This window comes from Candidatus Methylomirabilis sp. (assembly GCA_036000645.1).
Taxonomy (GTDB): domain Bacteria; phylum Methylomirabilota; class Methylomirabilia; order Methylomirabilales; family JACPAU01; genus JACPAU01.
The window spans coordinates 1-17,555 of record DASYVA010000082.1; the positions used below are offsets into that span (position 1 = coordinate 1).

Annotated in this window: 19 protein-coding genes; 11 read left to right on the plus strand and 8 right to left on the minus strand. The window is 71.6% G+C overall.

Going from position 1 to position 17,555, the window contains the following annotated elements; all coding sequences use genetic code 11:
• Nucleotides 1-147: 147 nt before the first annotated feature.
• Nucleotides 148-1,164 carry a 3-deoxy-7-phosphoheptulonate synthase gene (gene aroF / locus VGT06_04750; protein HEV8662440.1) on the minus strand — a complete coding sequence of 339 codons (1,017 nt, stop codon included), beginning with the start codon at nucleotides 1,162-1,164 and terminating at the stop codon, nucleotides 148-150.
• 345 nt (nucleotides 1,165-1,509) lie between these two features.
• Here aroF and VGT06_04755 point away from each other — a divergent pair, with 345 nt between their 5' ends.
• The 10 genes from VGT06_04755 to yajC are packed head-to-tail and all read left to right on the plus strand — an operon-like array spanning nucleotide 1,510 to nucleotide 8,993.
• A complete protein-coding gene (locus VGT06_04755; protein ID HEV8662441.1) occupies nucleotides 1,510-2,265 on the plus strand; it encodes a YebC/PmpR family DNA-binding transcriptional regulator in 756 nt (251 codons plus the stop codon).
• A gap of 31 nt (nucleotides 2,266-2,296) precedes the next feature.
• Nucleotides 2,297-2,848, plus strand: coding sequence for a crossover junction endodeoxyribonuclease RuvC (gene ruvC / locus VGT06_04760; protein ID HEV8662442.1), 552 nt, complete (start codon nucleotides 2,297-2,299; stop codon nucleotides 2,846-2,848).
• Nucleotides 2,845-3,294: a hypothetical protein gene (locus VGT06_04765; protein HEV8662443.1), complete on the plus strand. Its 450-nt coding sequence runs from the start codon at nucleotides 2,845-2,847 to the stop codon at nucleotides 3,292-3,294. The genes ruvC and VGT06_04765 overlap by 4 nt, the downstream gene beginning before the upstream one ends.
• Before the next feature lie 43 nt (nucleotides 3,295-3,337).
• Nucleotides 3,338-3,952: a Holliday junction branch migration protein RuvA gene (ruvA, locus tag VGT06_04770; protein HEV8662444.1), complete on the plus strand. Its 615-nt coding sequence runs from the start codon at nucleotides 3,338-3,340 to the stop codon at nucleotides 3,950-3,952.
• Between the two features lie 19 nt (nucleotides 3,953-3,971).
• The gene (gene ruvB, locus VGT06_04775; GenBank protein ID HEV8662445.1) at nucleotides 3,972-5,000 is read left to right on the plus strand and encodes a Holliday junction branch migration DNA helicase RuvB; all 1,029 of its coding nucleotides are present in this window, start codon (nucleotides 3,972-3,974) and stop codon (nucleotides 4,998-5,000) included.
• A 36-nt stretch (nucleotides 5,001-5,036) separates the two neighbouring features.
• On the plus strand, nucleotides 5,037-5,261 hold the full coding sequence (locus VGT06_04780) for a DUF2905 domain-containing protein (protein ID HEV8662446.1): 225 nt from the start codon (nucleotides 5,037-5,039) through the stop codon (nucleotides 5,259-5,261).
• Nucleotides 5,262-5,269: 8 nt separating this feature from the next.
• Complete coding sequence (locus VGT06_04785) at nucleotides 5,270-6,421, plus strand: SpoIID/LytB domain-containing protein (protein ID HEV8662447.1); 1,152 nt, start codon at nucleotides 5,270-5,272, stop codon at nucleotides 6,419-6,421.
• 16 nt (nucleotides 6,422-6,437) lie between these two features.
• Nucleotides 6,438-7,463 (plus strand): tRNA preQ1(34) S-adenosylmethionine ribosyltransferase-isomerase QueA, encoded by a 1,026-nt coding sequence (queA, locus tag VGT06_04790; GenBank protein ID HEV8662448.1) that lies wholly within the window; start codon nucleotides 6,438-6,440, stop codon nucleotides 7,461-7,463.
• A 42-nt stretch (nucleotides 7,464-7,505) separates the two neighbouring features.
• Nucleotides 7,506-8,651 (plus strand): tRNA guanosine(34) transglycosylase Tgt, encoded by a 1,146-nt coding sequence (gene tgt, locus VGT06_04795; protein ID HEV8662449.1) that lies wholly within the window; start codon nucleotides 7,506-7,508, stop codon nucleotides 8,649-8,651.
• 12 nt (nucleotides 8,652-8,663) lie between these two features.
• Complete coding sequence (yajC, locus tag VGT06_04800; GenBank protein ID HEV8662450.1) at nucleotides 8,664-8,993, plus strand: preprotein translocase subunit YajC; 330 nt, start codon at nucleotides 8,664-8,666, stop codon at nucleotides 8,991-8,993.
• Here yajC and VGT06_04805 read toward each other — a convergent pair.
• The 5 genes from VGT06_04805 to VGT06_04825 form a co-directional block, all read right to left on the minus strand.
• Nucleotides 8,990-9,862, minus strand: a complete 873-nt coding sequence (locus VGT06_04805) for a methyltransferase domain-containing protein (GenBank protein ID HEV8662451.1) — start codon at nucleotides 9,860-9,862, stop codon at nucleotides 8,990-8,992. The genes yajC and VGT06_04805 overlap by 4 nt on opposite strands.
• A 26-nt stretch (nucleotides 9,863-9,888) precedes the next feature.
• On the minus strand, nucleotides 9,889-11,061 hold the full coding sequence (locus VGT06_04810; protein ID HEV8662452.1) for a class I SAM-dependent rRNA methyltransferase: 1,173 nt from the start codon (nucleotides 11,059-11,061) through the stop codon (nucleotides 9,889-9,891).
• A 205-nt stretch (nucleotides 11,062-11,266) separates the two neighbouring features.
• Nucleotides 11,267-12,100 (minus strand): NAD+ synthase, encoded by an 834-nt coding sequence (locus tag VGT06_04815; GenBank protein ID HEV8662453.1) that lies wholly within the window; start codon nucleotides 12,098-12,100, stop codon nucleotides 11,267-11,269.
• Complete coding sequence (locus VGT06_04820; GenBank protein ID HEV8662454.1) at nucleotides 12,097-12,966, minus strand: nitrilase-related carbon-nitrogen hydrolase; 870 nt, start codon at nucleotides 12,964-12,966, stop codon at nucleotides 12,097-12,099. Before VGT06_04820 ends, VGT06_04815 begins: the two co-directional genes overlap by 4 nt.
• Nucleotides 12,963-13,739, minus strand: a complete 777-nt coding sequence (locus VGT06_04825; GenBank protein HEV8662455.1) for a methyltransferase — start codon at nucleotides 13,737-13,739, stop codon at nucleotides 12,963-12,965. Before VGT06_04825 ends, VGT06_04820 begins: the two co-directional genes overlap by 4 nt.
• A gap of 39 nt (nucleotides 13,740-13,778) precedes the next feature.
• On the opposite strand from VGT06_04825, the gene VGT06_04830 reads away from it, so the two are divergent.
• The gene (locus VGT06_04830; protein HEV8662456.1) at nucleotides 13,779-14,369 is read left to right on the plus strand and encodes a HEAT repeat domain-containing protein; all 591 of its coding nucleotides are present in this window, start codon (nucleotides 13,779-13,781) and stop codon (nucleotides 14,367-14,369) included.
• A 20-nt stretch (nucleotides 14,370-14,389) separates the two neighbouring features.
• Here VGT06_04830 and VGT06_04835 read toward each other — a convergent pair whose 3' ends face one another.
• Both VGT06_04835 and VGT06_04840 read right to left on the minus strand, forming a co-directional pair.
• Nucleotides 14,390-15,808 carry an HD-GYP domain-containing protein gene (locus VGT06_04835; GenBank protein HEV8662457.1) on the minus strand — a complete coding sequence of 473 codons (1,419 nt, stop codon included), beginning with the start codon at nucleotides 15,806-15,808 and terminating at the stop codon, nucleotides 14,390-14,392.
• Nucleotides 15,809-15,815: 7 nt separating this feature from the next.
• Complete coding sequence (locus VGT06_04840) at nucleotides 15,816-17,429, minus strand: HEAT repeat domain-containing protein (protein ID HEV8662458.1); 1,614 nt, start codon at nucleotides 17,427-17,429, stop codon at nucleotides 15,816-15,818.
• Between the last annotated feature and the right edge of the window lie 126 nt (nucleotides 17,430-17,555).

Sequence of the window (17,555 nt, forward strand, 5' to 3'; positions counted from 1 at the left end):
AGGTCCTGGAGCTGCTGCTGGATCTGGTCCAGGGACAGTCGGGCCATGGCTTCCCCCTTTCCTCCGGCCTGGCTCTCGCCTCCTTTCGCCCCGCGATTCTAGCCCAGGCCCCGCGATTCGCCCAAGGGGGAAGTTCCCCGCTTCGGCCTAGAAGTACCGCCCCACCGCCTTGGCCACCCCCTGCAGGTCGGACATGAGCTGGGCGAAGCGGGCCGGCTTCAAAGACTGAACGCCGTCCGAGAGGGCCTCCTCCGGCTTCGGGTGCACCTCGATCATCAGGCCGTCCGCCCCCACCGCCACCGCCGCCTTCGCCAGGGCCGGCACGTACTCCCAGTGGCCGGTGCCGTGACTCGGGTCCACGATGATGGGGAGGTGGGTCAGCTTCTGAAGGACCGGGACGGCGTTCAGGTCCAGGGTGAACCGGGTAGCAGTCTCGAAGGTTCGGATGCCCCGCTCGCAGAGGATCACGTCGTAGTTGCCGGCCGAGAGGACGTACTCGGCCGACATCAGGTACTCCTGGATGGTGGTGGACATCCCGCGCTTCAGGAGCACCGGCTTGCGGATCTCCCCCACCTCCTTCAGTAGGGCGAAGTTCTGAACGTTGCGGGCCCCGATCTGGATGATGTCGGCGTAGCGGGCCACCAGGTCGAGGTCCCGCGGGTTCAGGACCTCGGTGACGACCTGGAGCCCGGTCGCCTCCCGGGCGGCGGCCAGGAGCTTCAGGCCCTCCTCCGCCAGCCCCTGGAACGCGTAGGGGGAGGTCCTGGGCTTGAACGCCCCGCCCCGCAGGATCGTTGCCCCGGCCTCCCGGACGGCCCGGGCCACCGTGAGGAGCTGCTCTTCGGACTCCACGGAGCAGGGTCCGGCCATGACGTGCAGCCGGTCCCCGCCGAGCTCCAGCGCTCCGACCCGGACCACGGTCCGGGCCGGTCGGGTCTCCCGGCTCGCCAGCTTGTACGGCTGCAGGATGGGGACGACCTTCTCCACGCCGGCCAGCGCCTCGAGGGCCTGGAGCCTCGCCTTGCCCCGCTCGTCCCCCACGGCCGCCACCACGCTGCGCGTCGTCCCGCGGATGACATGGGGGTGATAGCCGAGGCCCTCCACCCGGGCGATGACCTCCCGGAGGTCCTCCTCCCGCGCCCCCGGTTTCATCACGATGACCATTGCTGTCTCCTTCCCATGAGCGGTCCAAAAAGCCAAAAGCCACGGCACCGGTCCGTGGCCTCCAGAAACACGAAAGCCACGGGAGTCAGCGTCTGCTCCCGTGGCTGCTCTGCGGTCCCCGGACGGCCTAGCGGCGGCCGGTGCCCGCCCCCACGGGGCAGACGCCGCTAAAGAAGAACCGCCAGGCCCACCGGGTTCTCTGCATAATCGGCCGCGCCTCCTGCGCGTGCCCGTTTTTGTAATCCCCTTTGATCCGCGTGTCAAGGGAATTCTCCGGAGGAGGTTTCCCTTTGCCAACGGGGCGGACGGTATGCTAGCGTCCCTCTGCGGAAGGGGAGGCGGACCATGTCCGGGCATTCCAAGTGGCACGGGATCAAGCACAAGAAGGCCAAGGCGGACGCCGCCCGCGGGCGGATCTTCACCCGCCTGATCCGGGAGATCACCATCGCGGCCAAGACGGGGGGTGGGGATCCGGACGGCAACCCCCGCCTCCGGACGGCGGTCCAGGCGGCGAAGGCGGCCAACATGCCCGCCGACAACATCGAGCGGGCCATCAAGAAGGGGACCGGGGAGCTGCCGGGGGTGACCTACGAGGAGCTGACCTACGAAGGGTACGGCCCCGGGGGCGTGGCGGTGATGGTGGTGGTCACGACCGACAACAAGAACCGGACCGCGCCGGAGATCCGGAAGATCTTCGCGAAGCACGGCGGCAACCTGGGGGAGTCGGGCTGCGTCGGTTGGATGTTCGAGAAGAAGGGGGTCATCCAGGTGGAGGCCAAAGGGGTGGACGAGGAGGCGCTCCTCAGCGCCGCCCTGGAGGCCGGGGCGGAGGACATGCGGCAGGAGGAGGGCACCTTCGAGATCCTCACCGCCCCCCGGGAGAAGGAGTTCGAGGCGGTCCGGGCAGCCGTCTCCCGGGCGAAGGTCGCCATCGCCAGCGCCGAGATCACCATGGTCCCCCAGAGCACCGTGAGGCTGGACGGCAAGGTGGCGGAGCAGATGCTCCGGCTCATGGAGGAGCTGGAGGACCACGACGACGTCCAGAGCGTCTACGCCAACTTCGACATCCCCGAATCCGTCATGGCCGCCGTCACCGGCTGACGGCTCCCGGCGCCGCGGCCCCGAGGGGGGGGTGCTCATCCTGGGCATCGACCCCGGGACGGCGGTCACGGGGTACGGGCTGGTGCGGCAGCAGGGTGCCCGCCTTATCCTGGTGGGGTGCGGCGGCATCCGCGCGCCCGCCCGCCGGCCTGCCCCCGAGAAGCTGCACACCATCTACGAGGCGCTCCTCGAGCTCGTGAGGCGCTACCGCCCCGCGTGCGCCGCCGTGGAGAGCCTCTTCTTCGCGCGCAACGTCCGCAGTGCGCTGACGCTGGGCCAGGCGCGGGGGGTGGCGCTCCTGGCGGCGGTGCAGGGGGGACTCCCCGTCTTCGAATACACGCCCCGGGAGGTGAAGGCCGCGATCACCGGGTACGGGGCGGCGGAGAAGGAGCAGGTCCGGGGGATGGTGACCCGCTTGCTCGCCCTGCAGGATCCCCCGGCCTCCCTGGATGCGACCGACGCGCTCGCCCTGGCGATCTGCCACTGCCACGTCGCAAGCGGTGGCCCGGGGCGGCGTCTGATGGCCTCCCGGCGGGGACTCCGGGTCGGTCGAGCCGCCTGGCGGGCGCTCAAGGTGCCATGAGGGGGCCGGCGCGCGCGGGCGCTGCGGCTGCGGTGGGACTCTTCCTTGCAGCCGTCGCGGGGGCGACGGATGCTCCGCCGGTGGACCCGGCCCCCGCGGCGGTGCAGGCCCTCGAGCGGATCCTCTCGCTCTGGCACGATGGAGCCTTCGAGGCTCTCTACGAGGCGGGGACCGCCGAGACGCGCCGGCTGGTCGGGGCCGACGAGTTCCGCCTCCGGATGTCCGCGGAGGCCTGCCGGCCCGCCTGCTGCTTCGTCGCCTTCCGGCTCGCGGAAGCGGTGCCGCTCGGGCGCGAGCGGGTCCTGGTGCGGGGCACCGTCGGATTCGAGCTGCACGGGCCGGCACGCCCCCGGCGCCGGTGCGCTCCCGAGGACCGCGCCTACGTGCTCGACTGGCAGGAGGGAAGGTGGCGGCTCGCGTTGACGGATCTGCTGTCCAGCTTCTGAGGAGGGGCGCCCGGTCCCCGGGGTCGAGCGAGGCGGGCCACCCATGATCGCGCAACTCCGGGGCCGCCTGGTGGCCAAGGGGCCGGGCGAGGTGGTGGTGGACGTGCAGGGCGTCGGCTACCATGCCCACATCCCCCTGTCCACCTATTACGGCTTGCCGCCGCTCGAGGCCGAGGTCCTCCTGCACACCACCACCCACGTTCGGGAGGACACCCTCGTCCTCTTCGCTTTCCTTACGCGAGACGAGAAGGAGGCTTTCGAGCTCCTCTGCACGGTCGGCGGGATCGGGCCGCGGCTCGCCACCAATATCCTGTCGGGGATCTCCGCCGCGGAGCTGGTGCCGGCCATCTGCACCGGGGACCTCGCCCGCCTGCAGGCGGTCCCCGGCGTCGGGAAGAAGACGGCGGAGCGGATCGTCGTGGAGCTGAAGGACAAGGCGGGCCGGCTCGCGCTCGCGCGGGTGACGCCGGCGGAGCCGGGCCCGGGCGGGGACGGCCTGGTGGAGGATGTCGTCTCCGCCCTGGTGAACCTGGGCTACCCGCGCCAGGTGGCGGCCCGGGTGGTGGGGCAGGCCGCCCGCGGGAAGGGCGGCGCCCCGACCTTCGAGGCGCTCGTCAAAGAGGCCCTGAAGCGGCTGGCGGAGGGGGCGCGGGGCTGATCCCCGCGCCGGGGGGGCGATGGGCGAGCGGATCGTGAGCCAGAAGCCCAAGGGCGAGGAGCAGCAGCTCGAGCAGAGCCTGCGGCCGCGCGCCTGGGAGGAGTACGTCGGCCAGGAGAAGGTGAAGGAGAACCTCCGGATCTTCATCGAGGCGGCCCGCGCGCGGCGGGACGCCCTGGACCACGTCCTCTTTTACGGCCCGCCGGGCCTGGGGAAGACGACCCTCGCCTACATCATCGCCGGCGAGCTGGGGGTGGGCATCCGCGCCACGGGGGGCCCGGTCATCGAGCGGCCGGGGGACCTCGCGGCGCTCCTGACCAACCTGAAGGAGCGGGACATCCTGTTCATTGACGAGATCCACCGCCTCACCCACGTGGTGGAGGAGATCCTCTATCCCGCCATGGAGGACTACCAGCTCGACCTCATGATCGGGCAGGGGCCGACCGCCCGCTCGATCAAGCTGGACCTCCCCCGCTTCACCCTGGTCGGGGCGACGACGCGGGCCGGCCTCCTCACCTCCCCCCTCCGGGACCGCTTTGGCGTCGTGCACCGGCTGGATTACTATACGGCGGAGGAGCTGGCCCGCATCCTGGTCCGCTCGGCCCGGATCCTGGGTGTGCCCATCACGGCGGCGGGGGCGACCGAGATCGCGCGGCGCGCGCGCGGGACGCCCCGGGTGGCCAACCGGCTGCTGCGCCGGGTCCGGGACTTCGCCCAGGTGCTCGGGGACGGGAGCGTGACGGCCGAGGTGGCCGCCTCCGGACTCAGCCGGCTGGAGGTGGACGAGCGGGGATTCGACGACATGGACCGCCGGATCCTCCAGGCCATCATCCAGAAGTTCGACGGGGGGCCGGTGGGGCTGGAGACGCTGGCGGTGGCGGTGGGGGAGGAGAAGGAGACGATCGAGGACATCTACGAGCCCTTCCTCATCCAGGTGGGGTTCCTCGCGCGGACGCCGCGCGGCCGGACCGCTACCCGGCTGGCGCTCGAGTACTTCGAGGCGAAGCCCGTCCCGGGGAAGCAGCCGGAGTTGTGGGAGGGGCGATAGGGCCGCCGGAGGCCGCGCCCCGCCCGAGGATCAGCCATGGGGAATCTTGAACCGCTGGGCCGCATGCTGCTCCTGATCGGGGTCATCCTGGCGCTCCTGGGAGGCCTCCTGCTCCTGGTGGGGAAGGTGCCGTTCCTGGGGCGCCTCCCCGGGGACATCGTGATCGAGCGGAAGAACTTCACCTTCTATTTCCCCCTGGCCACGTCGATTCTCCTCAGCATCGTGCTGACCCTGCTCCTCTCTCTCTTCGGCCGGCGGTGAAGCGCCCGATGCGGGGCCGCCCCCTCCTCCTCGCCGCCCTCCTGCTGTTCCCGGCGGGGACCGCGATGCCGGAGGAGGCGGGGCCGGGGCCGTCCTGGCCGGTTCGGGTCCTCCTCCGCGAGACCGCCGACCGGCTGACCGTGAGCGGGACCAGCGCCTTCACCCTGGCCGACCCCGCCACGGGGCTCCTCGTGGGCCACTACCGGGCCTACGCGCCGGTGGCCGTGGCGGCGGCCTACGGGGGGCTGAGCGTGGATGGGCGCGCCTTTGCGACTTCCGCCCTGCTCGTGGAGCCTGTGCCGGGCGGGTGGGCGCGGCTGGACGGGCGGCCCTACCGGGGGGTCCTGCGGCTGCACCGCCAGGCTGGCGGCCGGCTCCTCGCGGTCAATGTGCTCCCGCTGGAGGAGTACGTCCGCGGGGTCATGCGGGCCGAGATCGCGCCCGACTGGCCCTTTGAGGCCATGAAGGCTCAAGCCGTTGTCGCGCGCACGTATGGGCTGCACGCGGCGCTGACGGCCAGCGCGGCTCCCTACGACCTCGCTGCGACCACCGCCGACCAGGTCTACGCCGGCGCCTGGGGGGAGGACACCCGGTCCGACGAGGCGGTCCTGAGCACCCGGGGGGTCGTCCTGACCTACGAGGGCATGGTGATCCCGGCCTTCTACCACTCGGCGTCGGGCGGGATGACGGAGGACGCCGTGGAGGTCTGGGAGAGGCGCTACCCCTTCATCGTCGGGGTGCCCGACCCCTTCTCGGCCGGCTCCCCGCATCACCTCTGGGAGGTCACGCTGGCGGAGGAGACGCTCCGCCGCCGGTTGGCCGCCGGGGGGTACGCCCTCGGCGTCATCCAGAGCATCGAGCCGGAGGCATGGACCCGCTCCGGTCGGGTCCAGCGCCTCCGGATCCGGCACGGGGCCGACCTGCTCACCGTCGAGGCGAAGGCGTTCCGCCACCTCGTGGGGGCGGAGGTCCTCCGGAGCACGAACTTCAGCGTCCTGCGGAACGGGGGCGGGTTCACCTTCATCGGGAAGGGGTGGGGGCACGGGGTCGGGCTGAGCCAGTGGGGCGCGAAAGGGATGGCGGACCTGGCCTTCGGCTACGAGGAGATCTTGCAGTACTATTTCCCCCTCGCGGCCCTGCGCCGCCTCCCGGAACCCTAGGCGGGAGCCGAGGCCCTTGCGACTCAGCGACTTCTCCTACCCGCTCCCCCCGGGGCGCATCGCCCAGCACCCCCTGCCGGAGCGGGACGCCTCTCGCCTCCTGCTCCTGGATCGGGAGACCGGGGCCATCGGTCACCGGAGCTTTCGGGAGCTCCCCCCCCTGCTCCGGCCGGGCGATCTGCTCGTCTTGAACGACACCCGGGTGCTGCCGGCGCGCCTGGAGGCCGCCACGCCCCGCGGAGGTCGGGTCGAGATCCTGCTCCTCGAGGAAGAGGCGGCAGCGGCCTGGTGGGCCTGGATGAAGCCCGGGCGGCGGGCGCGGGTGGGCGCGGCCTTCTCCCTGCCGGGCGGTTTCACCGCGCGGGTGCGGGAGCGGGGACCCGAGGGGCGGATCCTGCTCGAGCTTGCGGGATCGCTCCCGGTCCGGGAGCTCTTGCAGCGGCACGGGCGGATGCCCCTCCCGCCGTACATCAGGCGGCCGGCGGACCCGAAGGACCGGGAGCGCTACCAGACGGTCTATGCCCGGGAGGAGGGGGCCATCGCCGCGCCCACGGCGGGGCTGCACTTCACGGAGGGAATCCTGGAGGCAGTCCACGCCCGGGGGGTGGCGGTGGCGTTCCTCACGCTCCACGTGGGCATCGGCACGTTCAAGCCGGTCCGGGTGGAGGAGGTCACGCGGCACCGGATGGATCCGGAGCGCTTCCGCATCCCCGAGGGGACGGCCCGGGCGGTGAAGGAGGCCAGGGCGCGCGGGGGGCGGGTGGTGGCGGTGGGGACCACGACGGTGCGGGCCCTCGAGAGCGCCGCCGACGAGGGGGCCGCGCTCCGGGCCGGGGAGGGACAGGCCACCCTCTTCATCACGCCGGGATACCGGTTCCGGGTCGTGGACGGGCTCCTCACCAACTTTCACCTGCCCGGCACGACCCTCCTGATGCTGGTCAGCGCCTTCGCGGGGCGGGAGCATATCCTGGCCGCGTACCGGGAGGCCGCGGCCGGCGGCTACCGCTTCTACTCCTATGGCGACGCCATGGTCATCCTCTAATAGAAGAATAGAAGAAGGGAGCGCGGGCGGGACCGGGGGACGATGAGGACCGCAGGATTCGGCTTCGAGGTTCTGGCGACGGACGCCGACACGGGGGGGCGGCGGGGGCGGCTCACGACCCCCCACGGCACCGTGGAGACGCCGGTCTTCATCCCGTGCGGGACGCAGGCGACGGTGAAGACCCTCTCCCCGCGCGATCTGGAGGAGGAGGGGGTGGAGCTGGTCCTCTGCAATACCTACCACCTCTCCCTGCGCCCGGGGGCCGAGACCATCGCCGCCCTCGGCGGCTTGCACCGCTTCATGGCCTGGCCGCACCCGCTCCTCACCGACAGCGGGGGCTACCAGGTCTTCAGCATGGCCGAGCTCCGGCGGATCAGCGAGGAGGGCGTCACCTTCCGCTCCCACCTCGATGGGTCCAGTCACGCGCTGACCCCCGAGCGGGCGATCGCCATCCAGGAGGCGCTTGGTGCCGACATCATCATGGCGTTTGACGACTGCACGTCCTACCCGGCGACGGCGGATCAGGCCCGGGCCTCCCTGGAGCTCACCCTCCGCTGGGCGGAGCGGTGCCTGAAGGCCCGGACCCGCTCGGACCAGGCCCTCTTCGGGATCGTCCAGGGGTCGGTCTACCCGGAGCTCCGGGAGGAGGCGGCGGCCCGCCTCACGGGACTGCCCTTCGACGGCTACGCCATCGGGGGGTTGAGCGTGGGGGAGAGCAAGGGGCAGATGCGGGCGGTCCTGCGGGTGACGGCGCCTCGCCTGCCGGCGGAGAGCCCGCGCTACCTCATGGGGATCGGGACCCCCGAGGATCTCCTCCTCGGGATCGCGGCCGGCGTTGACATGTTCGACTGCGTCATGCCGACCCGCCACGGGCGGACCGGCAGCCTGTTCACCCGGCAGGGGCGCCTGAGCATCAAGGCGGCCGAGTACGCCCGGGACGAGCGGCCGGTGGACCCGGAGTGCGGCTGCTACACCTGCCGGAGCTTCAGCCGCGCCTACCTCCGGCACCTGTTCGTGGCGGACGAGACGCTGGGGCTGCGCCTCAATACCCTCCACAACCTCCATTTCTACGTGACCCTGATGGCCGAGGCGCGAGGCGCCCTGGCCGAAGGGACCTTTGCCAAGTTCCTGGACGAACGGCTGGCCGTCCTCCGGGGCGCGCCGGACGCCCTCGCCGACCTCGACTAAAGGAGGAGACGCGTGCTCACACCCACGCCGGCATACGCGGGAGCCCTCGGTGACGGCGGCGCCGGAGGCTACCAGGCCCTGCTCCCCCTGCTCCTCATGTTCGCCGTCTTCTACTTCATCCTGATCCGCCCGCAGCAGAAGAAGCAGAAGACCCACCGGGAGATGCTCCAGAACCTGAAGACCGGGGACCAGATCATTACCAGCGGGGGGCTCCACGGGACCATCGTGGCGATCGATGAGCAGAAGATCACCTTGCGGGTTGCGGAGAACGTGAAGGTCGAGGTGGGCCGGAGCTTCGTCGCGTCCCGCGTGGGCTGGGAAGGGGAGCGGAAGAAGGACTAGCCGGCCGCCGGCTTCTCTGTCACCAGGATCGCAGCGTAGCCGACCCGGCTCATGCCGGGGACGGCCCGCAGGGCGTGGTCGAGCCGCCCGAGCCGCATGATCACGCGCTTGAGGGTGTCGTACAGCGCCTGGCCGTTCTTATAGGCGGTCTGGTAGGGTTCGGGAACGATCGAGGAGATCATGTGCAGGCCCAGGCGCCGGACGACCCGGAGGCCGGCGCCGGCGAGGAGTTGCGTCATCTCGCGCCCGGTGTAGGTCTTGTAGATGAAGTCCACCCGCTCGGGCCGGGTCACGTAGGTGTAGGTCCAGATCCGCCTGTCCCCCACCCCCGGTGTCCACACGGCTTGCGCCAGCTCGTCCGGCTCCCACAGCAGCCCCACGTGCCACTTGTTGTCATATTGGATCGTGACCGTTCCCCCGGGGCGGCAGACCCGGGCGAGCTCGGCGATCGCGGTGGGGTAATCCGGAATCAGGCCGATCACGTCCCCGTAGCAGCAGACGAAGTCCACGCTCCCGTCCGCGAGCGGCAGGGCGGTGGCGTCTCCCCGGAGGAAGGAGACGTTCCCGCACCCGAGGCGCCTCACCTTCTCCTGCGCCTTGCGGAGGAGATCAGCGGCCAGGTCCAGGGCGAGGACCCGCTTGGCATGGGGGGCGAACTGGGCCGTCTGCAGCCCCGTGCCCGCGCCCACATCGAGGACGACCTTCCCCTCCCACCGGGGGCGGAGGGCCTCGAGCGTGGCCCGGGTCACCCGGTAGTCGTTGATGAAGAACGGGGTGTCGGCGTCGTAGCGGTCGTACTCCTCCGCCATCCGGTCGTAGGCGGAAGCGACGAGCTCCCCGTAGCGCTGGCCGAACTCCGGCTGGCCCATCCTCATCCGGTGCCCGCCCCTGCCTCTCAGAGCCGCTCCAGGAAGACGCACTTCAGGTACCGGGTCTCCCGCACCCCCAGGAGGATGGGGTGGTCGGCGGCCTGCGTCCGGACCGCCAGGACCCGCATCCGGCAGTGCGCGTCCCCCGCCGCCTCCTCCAGCATCGCCAGGAAGGTCGCCTCGTCGATGTGGTAGGAGCAGGAGCAGGTGATCAAGATCCCGCCGGGGCGCAGGAGCCGCATGGCCCGGAGGTTGATCTCCTTGTAGCCCCGCAGCGCCGCGCCGACCGCCCCCTTCGCCTTGGTGAAGGCGGGGGGATCCAGGATGAGGCAGTCGAACTGGCGCCGGGTCTTGTCCAGAAGGCGCAGCTCATCGAAGGCGTTGGCGGCCCGGAACCGGCAGCGCCCCTCGAGGCCGTTCAGGCGCGCGTTCGCCTCGGCGGCGGCCACGGCCTCGGGGGAGATGTCCACCCCCTCCACGAGCGTGGCGCCGGCCTCCGCCAGGTGCACGGCAAACGCGCCGCTGTAGCAGAAGCAGTCCAGGACCGTCCGCCCGGCCGCCAGCTCCCGAGCGGCAAGGCGATTCTCCCGCTGGTCCAGGAAGAAGCCCGTCTTCTGCCCGCCCGCGACATCCACGCGGAAGCGGCACGGCCCCTCGCGGATCTCCACCTGCTCCGGGCCCTCCCCCCGCCCCCAACCCCGCTCGAGCGGGAGTCCCTCCAGGGTCCGGACCGAGGCGTCGTTGCGCAGGTAGATGCCGCGCGGCGCGAGAACCTCCGCGACCACGTCGAGGGTCGCCCCGCGCAGCCGCTCCATCCCCGCCGTGAGGAACTGGGCGGCCACCACGGGCCCGTAGCGGTCTAGGATGAGCCCCGGCAGCAGATCGCCCTCGGAGGAGACGACCCGATAGGCGGCCTCCGGCACCGCCAGGGCCTGCCGCCGCGCCGCCGCGGCCGCGATCCGCCGACGCAGGAAGGCCGCATCGATCGCCTCGGCCTCGGTGGTCAGGACCCGGAGAGTGATCTGGGAGCGGGGGTTGTAGGTCCCCCGCCCCAGGAACTGGCGGTTCGGGGAGGCGATGTCCACCACCTCGCCAGGCTCTGTGGACCCCTGCACCTCCTGGATGTCGCTCCGGTAGATCCAGGGGTGCCCCCTGAGCAGGCGCCGTTGGCCGCTCCCCCGAAGGACGGCGGTGGCCATGCCGGCCGTAGTTGTACTGCCCGCGCGGCCAAAATGCAAGGGCCGATGCTTGGTCAGGGAAGGCGCCCCGTGCCGCGGCACTGGAGGCACTTCACCGTGATCCAGGTGCCGCTGGCATTCCGGATCTGGAAGGTGCCGGTCCCGTTGCAGCCGGGGCAGCTCATGGAGTGGGGTGCGTCAGGGCGAAGCTCGGGGGCGCGCGGTGCTACAGGCCCCAGTCGCGCGGGTAGCGGAAGTCCCGGTCTATGGTCCGCCGGGAGATCTTGGCGATGACCGGGGGCCGGCGCTTGTACTGGGAGGCCCGCACCCGCTCCGCCACCGCCTGCACGAAGCGCTCGTCAAACCCCGCCGCGAGGAGCGCCGCCGTGTCGTAGCGGAGGTCCACCATGTGGTAGAGGAGCTGGTCCACCTCCTCGTAGGTGAAGCCCAGCTCGGCCTCGTCCGTCTGCCCTTTCCACAGGTCGGCGCTGGGCGCCTTCTCCACGATGGCGGCCGGGACGCCCAGGTGCCGGGCCAGGGCCCGGACGTGGGTCTTGTAGAGGTCCCCCAGGGGATTCAGGGCCGAGGCCATGTCCCCGTAGAGGGTCCCGTAGCCGAGGAGCAGCTCGGTCTTATTGCTGGTCCCGAGGACGAGGGCCCGGAGCTTCGCCGAGTAATCGTAGAGGATGGTCATCCGCTCCCGGGCCATCTTGTTCCCCCGGCGCATCCGGTCGGCCTCCGGCTCCCGGGTGAAGTAGGCGTCGATCATCGGGGTGATGTCGATGGTCTCCGACTGGATCTCCAGCCACCGGACGACGAGCTCGGCGTGCACCCGGCTCTCCGGGCTGCTCTCCCGGTAGGGGAGGAGGAGCCCCCAGACGCTCTGGGGCCCGAGCGCCTTGGCTGCCAGGGCGGCCGAGGTGGCCGAGTCCACCCCCCCCGAGAGACCCACCACGACCCGGTCGAACCCGGACTTGCGGACCTCATCCTCGATGAAAGCGGTCAGAACCTGGGCCGTGACCGCGTAATCCAGGGTGAGGGGGAGCCTGTCGGTGCTCACGGCGCCTCCTCCCCCGGCGTCTCCCCCAGAATCCGCTTCAGGGCCCGGAGCGTGAGCTCGGGCCGCTCGTCCCGCAGGAGCGGGTTCGCCAGACGCTCGCGGCGGATGGCCCCCCGGTCAATGGTGGCGAAGAGGAGGGCCTCCTCCAGGGGCGGGGCCTGGGCGAGCGGCGTGCCGTCCGGTCCCAGGACCTCCGATCCTCCCCAGAAGCAGGCGCCGTCCTCGAAGCCCACCCGGTGGGCGAAGGCGACGGCGCAGGTGAAGAGCTGGGCGTAGGTCCGGCTCATGTGGTGCCAGCCGATCGCGTTCGCGAAGCGGCCGTCCGCGGTGAGCCCCCGCCCGGGGCTGTTGGAGGGAGCCAGGAGGACCTGGGCCCCGTCCAGGGCCGCCAGGTAGGGCAAGGCGGGGTGCCACAGGTCCTCGCAGATCAGGAGGGCCATCCGGCCGAAGCCGGTGTCGAAGGCGGCGACCCGGTCCCCCTGGGCGAAGTAGCGCTGCTCGTCGAAGATCCCGTAGGTGGGGAGATACACCTTCCGGTGGACGTGGCGGACCTCTCCTCCCTCCAGATACATGGCGGCATTGTAGTAGCGGAAGTCGGGGGACTCCTCGACGAAGCCCACGACGATGGCCACGTCGCGGCTCTTGGCCCGCAGCCACTCCAGGCGCCGGTCGGTCGGCCGCAAAGCCACCGCCGGGACCAGGTCCTTGAGGAAGTAACCGGTCAGGCTCAGCTCGGGGAAGAGGACGAGGCGCGCCCCGCCCCGCTCCGCCTCCTGGATAAGCTTCTCGTGTAGGGCGAGGTTCCGCTCCAGGTCGCCCAGGTGGGGCTGGAGCTGGGCGATGGCCAGCGGGATGCGGTCCGTCATGCGATCGCCTCTCGCGGCGGATGTCCGAAGGCCGCGTAGATGGCCTGGAGGGCGGGGGAGAAGGCGCGCCCCGGCCCGCTGTAGAGGGTGAGAGGTGGGAGGAGCGTGACGCCCTGCGTCCCCCCCCGCGCCGCGCGTGCCAGGAAGAAGGTCGCCGGCCCGTCGGCGCGGGAGTGGACCGGCCGGAGCAGGACGCAGCGGAGGCCATGCGCCTGGAACGCCGCCGTGAGATCCGGCAGCCGGGCGGCCCGGTGGATCATCCAGAGACGGCCTTGCGGCGCGAGGGCGTACGCGGCCGCCCCCACCACCTCGTCCAGCGTGCAGAGGATCTCGTGCTTCGCCGCCGCGGCTTCGGGCACCCGGCTCACGAGTCCGATGCCCGCGGGCCAGTAGGGCGGGGCGCTGACCACCAGGTCGAAGCCCCCGCGCGCGAGGCAGGTAGCGGGACGGCGGAGGTCGCCGGTGACGATGTTGACCTGGTGCTCACAGCCGTTCAGGCGGACGGCTCGCCGGGCGCGGTCGGCCAGGGGCTCCTGGATCTCCAGGCCAACGATCCGGCAGGCGGGCGCCTTCGCCGCCAGGAGGAGGGCGACCGCTCCCGTCCCCGCCCCCAGGTCCAGGATCCGCTCTCCGGGCTGCGGGTCGGCCGCGTGGGCCACCAGGATGGCATCCACCGAGTACCGGTAGCCGCGCCGGGCCTGGATGATCTTCAGGCCGGTCCCGACGAGGGGCGTGATCTCCTCATCCGGAACCGCCGTGCCGGCCGCGCCCACTTGACACCCCCCGGGACCTTCCCGTACGCTGGCGCCGCCATGGCCATCCCCACCGCTCGCCAGGCCCTGACGGAGTCCCTGCGGGACGCTGACGCCGAGGTGCGCCGTGCCGCCGCCCTCGCACTGGAGCGGCTCGAGAGCCTGGCGGGCCTGCAGCGCCTCATCCAGGCCATCGAAGCTGGAGCGCCACCCCAGGCCCTCAGGGCCGTGCACGCCCTCGGCGAGCTCGGCGGGCCCCGCGCCCTCTCTGCCGTGGTGGCCGCCCTGCGCGCCCCCCTGAAGGAGGTCCGGGCGGCCGCCGTCAAGGTTCTGGGGGCCGCCCGGGACGCGCGCCTCCTGGGTCCCCTCACGGAGATCCTGGACGACCCCGATCCGGACGTCCAGGTGCTGGCGGTGCGCGCCCTGGGCGATCTCCGGGACGGCCGCCTGCTGCCGATCCTGCGGACGCTGCTCCAGGGAGCGTCCCTCGATGTGCGCGAGGCGGCGGCGGAGGCCCTGGGGAAGCTCGGCGATCCGCAGGTCCTCCCGGACCTGATGACCTGCCTGCAGGACCCCGAGGCGCTCGTGCGGCGGCGGGCGGCGTGGGCGATCGGCGAGATCGCCGTCCAGTCCGCCGACGCGGCGCGGTAAGCGCCGCCGCCCGCCGTTCCTCAGCCTGCCTTCGTGCCGCTCGACTCCTTGTCCAGCCACTGGGAGACGTCGATCCCCTTGCTGGCCGGGTCCACGGCGACCAGGATCGAGCGCCGGTAGGCGCCGGTCGCGGGGTCCTTCTCCAGCAGGTCGACCTCGTTCTTCTCCCGGATGTCGTCCCCCGCAGAATCCCGCAGCAGCCGCACCACGGGCCGGGCGGAGTCCTCCCGGTTCGGGCGGAGGACCAGCGCCAGCTCCGCCGTATCCAGGCGGACCACGGCGCCAGCCGGGTAGATCCCCAGCATCTCGATGAACTTCTCGAGCACGGAGGGCTCCAAGGCTGTCCCCGCGAGATCCTTCATGCGGGCGAGGGCCCGCGTCGGCTCCATGGCGGTCGCGTAGGGGCGAGCGGTGGTCATGGCGTCGTAGGTGTCGCAGGTCTGCACGATGATGCCGAAGGGGTGGATCTGGTACTCGCGGGGGCGCGGGGGGTACCCGCTGTGGTCGAACCGCATGTGGTGCTCGAGGACCGGCCGGATGGACACCTTGGAGATCCCCTCCATTCGGGAGATCAGCTTCACCCCCTCCTCGGGGTGGCTCTTGACGACCCGCCACTCCTCTTCCGAGAGGTCGCGCGGCTTGTTGTAAATCTCGTCCGGCCAGCTCACCTTGCCCAGATCGTGCAGGAAGGCCCCCACCCCCAGATCGTGGAGTGCATCTCCCTTGTACCCGAGGTGCTCGCCGAGGGCGATGGAGAGGATCCCGACGTTCACCGAGTGGTTGAAGAGGTATTCGTCGTAGGACTTGATCATGGTCAGGGCCATGAGGGAGTGGCGGGATTTCAGGACCCCGTCCACCATCCCCTGGACCGCCACCTTCACCTCGCCGCTGGTGGGGACCCGCCCAAGCCGGGCCTCCTCGAAGACCTTCCGCGAGGCGTTGCGGGCGTTGTTGTAGATGAGGCGCGACTGGAAGAGATCCAGGCCCTCCGGCTTCTCCTCCGGCTCCTGGGCGGCCGCCGCCCCCGCCACCTGGATTCGGGTCACGCCGTCTCGCGCGAGGACGGCCCCGACCCCCCCCGCCTGCTGCAGGCTGGCGGTATCCTGGGTCAGGCACTGGAGAAGCCGCTGGAGGTCGGCCGTGGTGACGCCCCGGAGGAGGGTCAAGGAGCCGACCCCTCGGGCCGCCAGCCGCTCCGTCAATCCCCGGCGCGCCTCCGGCCCCCCCAGGACCGGCACCCCCTCCACCACGAGATCGCCCTCCAGGATGCTGAGGGTGAACTGATCGGCCTCGCCGAGCAGCGGGGTCAGGGTCTCGCCCACCTTCTCGAAGAACTTCGCCGCCGCCGGGTGGCTGGCCGGGTAGAGGGCGAGTCCCCGGAGCGCGGCGTTCACGCTCCGCACGAACGTCTCCACCTGCTCCGTCCAGTCCGGGCTCACGCCACCCTCACCGCGCCCCCATCAGACGCTCCAGGGCCACCTGGCAGGCGCGGACGACGGGACCTTCCCCGCGCTTGGCGTCTGCCTGGAGGGCCTCGGTGGCCGGCTCGGTCCCGACCGTCCCCAGCGCCGCGGCTGCGGCCACCCGGATCTCGTCGTTCAGGCGCCGGTTCAGCCAGGTCCGGCGGCGCAGGAGCCCGACGAGCACCGGAACCGCCTGGGGATCCCCGATGGACCCCAGGGCCGTGATGGCCGCCTTCTGGGAGTCCACGTCTTTGGCGAAGGCGGAGAACTGCCCCGCCGCCTCGGCGAGCGGCCCGATGGCCCGGGTGACCCTCAGGGTGCCCAGGGCGGCCATCACGCTCTGCCGCACCCCGGGGTCGGCGTCTCCCAGTCGCTGGAGAAGGGCATCGGCCGCCGCGGGGGTTCCGATGCGGGTCAGGGCCTTCACCGCCTCCTTGCGCACGCGGGGATCCGCGTGCGTGAGGACCGGACGGAGGGGGAGGATCGCCTCCGGCAGGCCGATCGTCCCCAGCACCAGGGCGAGGTTTCGGATCACGTACCAGCGGCTGTCCTTCAGGCCGGCGATCAAGTGGGGCAGCGCCACGGGCCCGAGGCGGGACAGGGTCCCCATGACCTTGCGCCGGGCAGAGAGGGTCTCCTCCTCCGCAAGCCGCTCCAGGAGCGTCGGGACGACCGCATCCCCGAGCGAGACCAGGAGGAAGATGAGGTCGTCATCGAGGGTGCAGTCCTTCTCGCAGAGCTTTCCGATCAGGTACGCAACGCCCGCGGCGTCCCCGAGGGCCGCGATGGCCCCCTCTGCCTCCGCCTGGACCCAGGGAGGCTTCACGCTCTGCGGGTGGGTGTGGAAGACGAAGGCGGAGAGGATCCGAACGAAGGTCTCGAGGTCGTTGCCGGTGCGGGCCGTCCGGCCCCATTCCAGGAGACGGCCCGCCGTCCGCTGGTAGGTCCCGATGTCGGCGGCCTCCTCGAGGCGATTGAGGAGGCCCTCCAGCGTCGGGGCCTCCTCGGGGAGCGGCGGTTCGGGCTCGGGCTCGGGCTCGGAGACGGCGGGCGCGATGACTTCTGGAGCAACCGGGGGCGGCTCCTCGAGGAGAACCGGGGCCGCCGCCTGTACCTCGTCCTGGAAGCGAACCTCCAGCTCGGTAACGTGCAGCCGGGCGACCCCTTTCGCCCGCAGCACCCGGGCCGGCCCCCCTTCCTCCATCACCCGCCTCGGGTCCATGGCCAGCATCTCCAGGAATCCGCGGACGTCCTCCGGCCCGAGCCCCGCGTCGAAGAGGATCCGCTGGATGCGACGGGTGTAGAGGTCAGAGGCGAGCTGCCGGAGGACGAGGTTGTCTTTCCCCAGGAGCGCCTTTCCGTACTGCAGGGTGTGGCGCGCCACCGTGATGCTCAGGGGAGATTCGCGGGTCAAGAGGCCGAGGAGCGCCTGGCACGCGCGGTCGAGGGACTGGGCGAGGGCGGGGTGGCTGGCGGGGTAGAAGGCCAGGTCCCGGGCGGTTTTCTTGACGCCGATCATCCCTTCCTCCAGGTCCTTGAGGAAGCGGCCGTCCGGGGAATCGGAAGCGGGATGTCGGAGCGTGGGATCCCTGTCCATGCCTTGCGCCGATCCGGCGGGACCTTCCCGCGAGAGTGGCGGCCCGGGGCCACGGGGTCCGGCCGAGGGGATCATAACAGACACCCGACAAATGTCAACGCGACGGGGCCCCAGACCCCTTGATCG

Bases quoted from the DNA above. Each gene is read 5' to 3' on its own strand.
- aroF (HEV8662440.1), bottom strand. From the start codon at position 1,164: ATGGTCATCGTGATGAAACCGGGGGCGCGGGAGGAGGACCTCCGGGAG.
- VGT06_04755 (HEV8662441.1), top strand. From the start codon at position 1,510: ATGTCCGGGCATTCCAAGTGGCACGGGATCAAGCACAAGAAGGCCAAG.
- VGT06_04765 (HEV8662443.1), top strand. From the start codon at position 2,845: ATGAGGGGGCCGGCGCGCGCGGGCGCTGCGGCTGCGGTGGGACTCTTC.
- ruvA (HEV8662444.1), top strand. From the start codon at position 3,338: ATGATCGCGCAACTCCGGGGCCGCCTGGTGGCCAAGGGGCCGGGCGAG.
- ruvB (HEV8662445.1), top strand. From the start codon at position 3,972: ATGGGCGAGCGGATCGTGAGCCAGAAGCCCAAGGGCGAGGAGCAGCAG.
- VGT06_04780 (HEV8662446.1), top strand. From the start codon at position 5,037: ATGGGGAATCTTGAACCGCTGGGCCGCATGCTGCTCCTGATCGGGGTC.
- VGT06_04785 (HEV8662447.1), top strand. From the start codon at position 5,270: ATGCGGGGCCGCCCCCTCCTCCTCGCCGCCCTCCTGCTGTTCCCGGCG.
- tgt (HEV8662449.1), top strand. From the start codon at position 7,506: ATGAGGACCGCAGGATTCGGCTTCGAGGTTCTGGCGACGGACGCCGAC.
- VGT06_04805 (HEV8662451.1), bottom strand. From the start codon at position 9,862: ATGGGCCAGCCGGAGTTCGGCCAGCGCTACGGGGAGCTCGTCGCTTCC.
- VGT06_04810 (HEV8662452.1), bottom strand. From the start codon at position 11,061: ATGGCCACCGCCGTCCTTCGGGGGAGCGGCCAACGGCGCCTGCTCAGG.
- VGT06_04820 (HEV8662454.1), bottom strand. From the start codon at position 12,966: ATGACGGACCGCATCCCGCTGGCCATCGCCCAGCTCCAGCCCCACCTG.
- VGT06_04830 (HEV8662456.1), top strand. From the start codon at position 13,779: ATGGCCATCCCCACCGCTCGCCAGGCCCTGACGGAGTCCCTGCGGGAC.
- VGT06_04840 (HEV8662458.1), bottom strand. From the start codon at position 17,429: ATGGACAGGGATCCCACGCTCCGACATCCCGCTTCCGATTCCCCGGAC.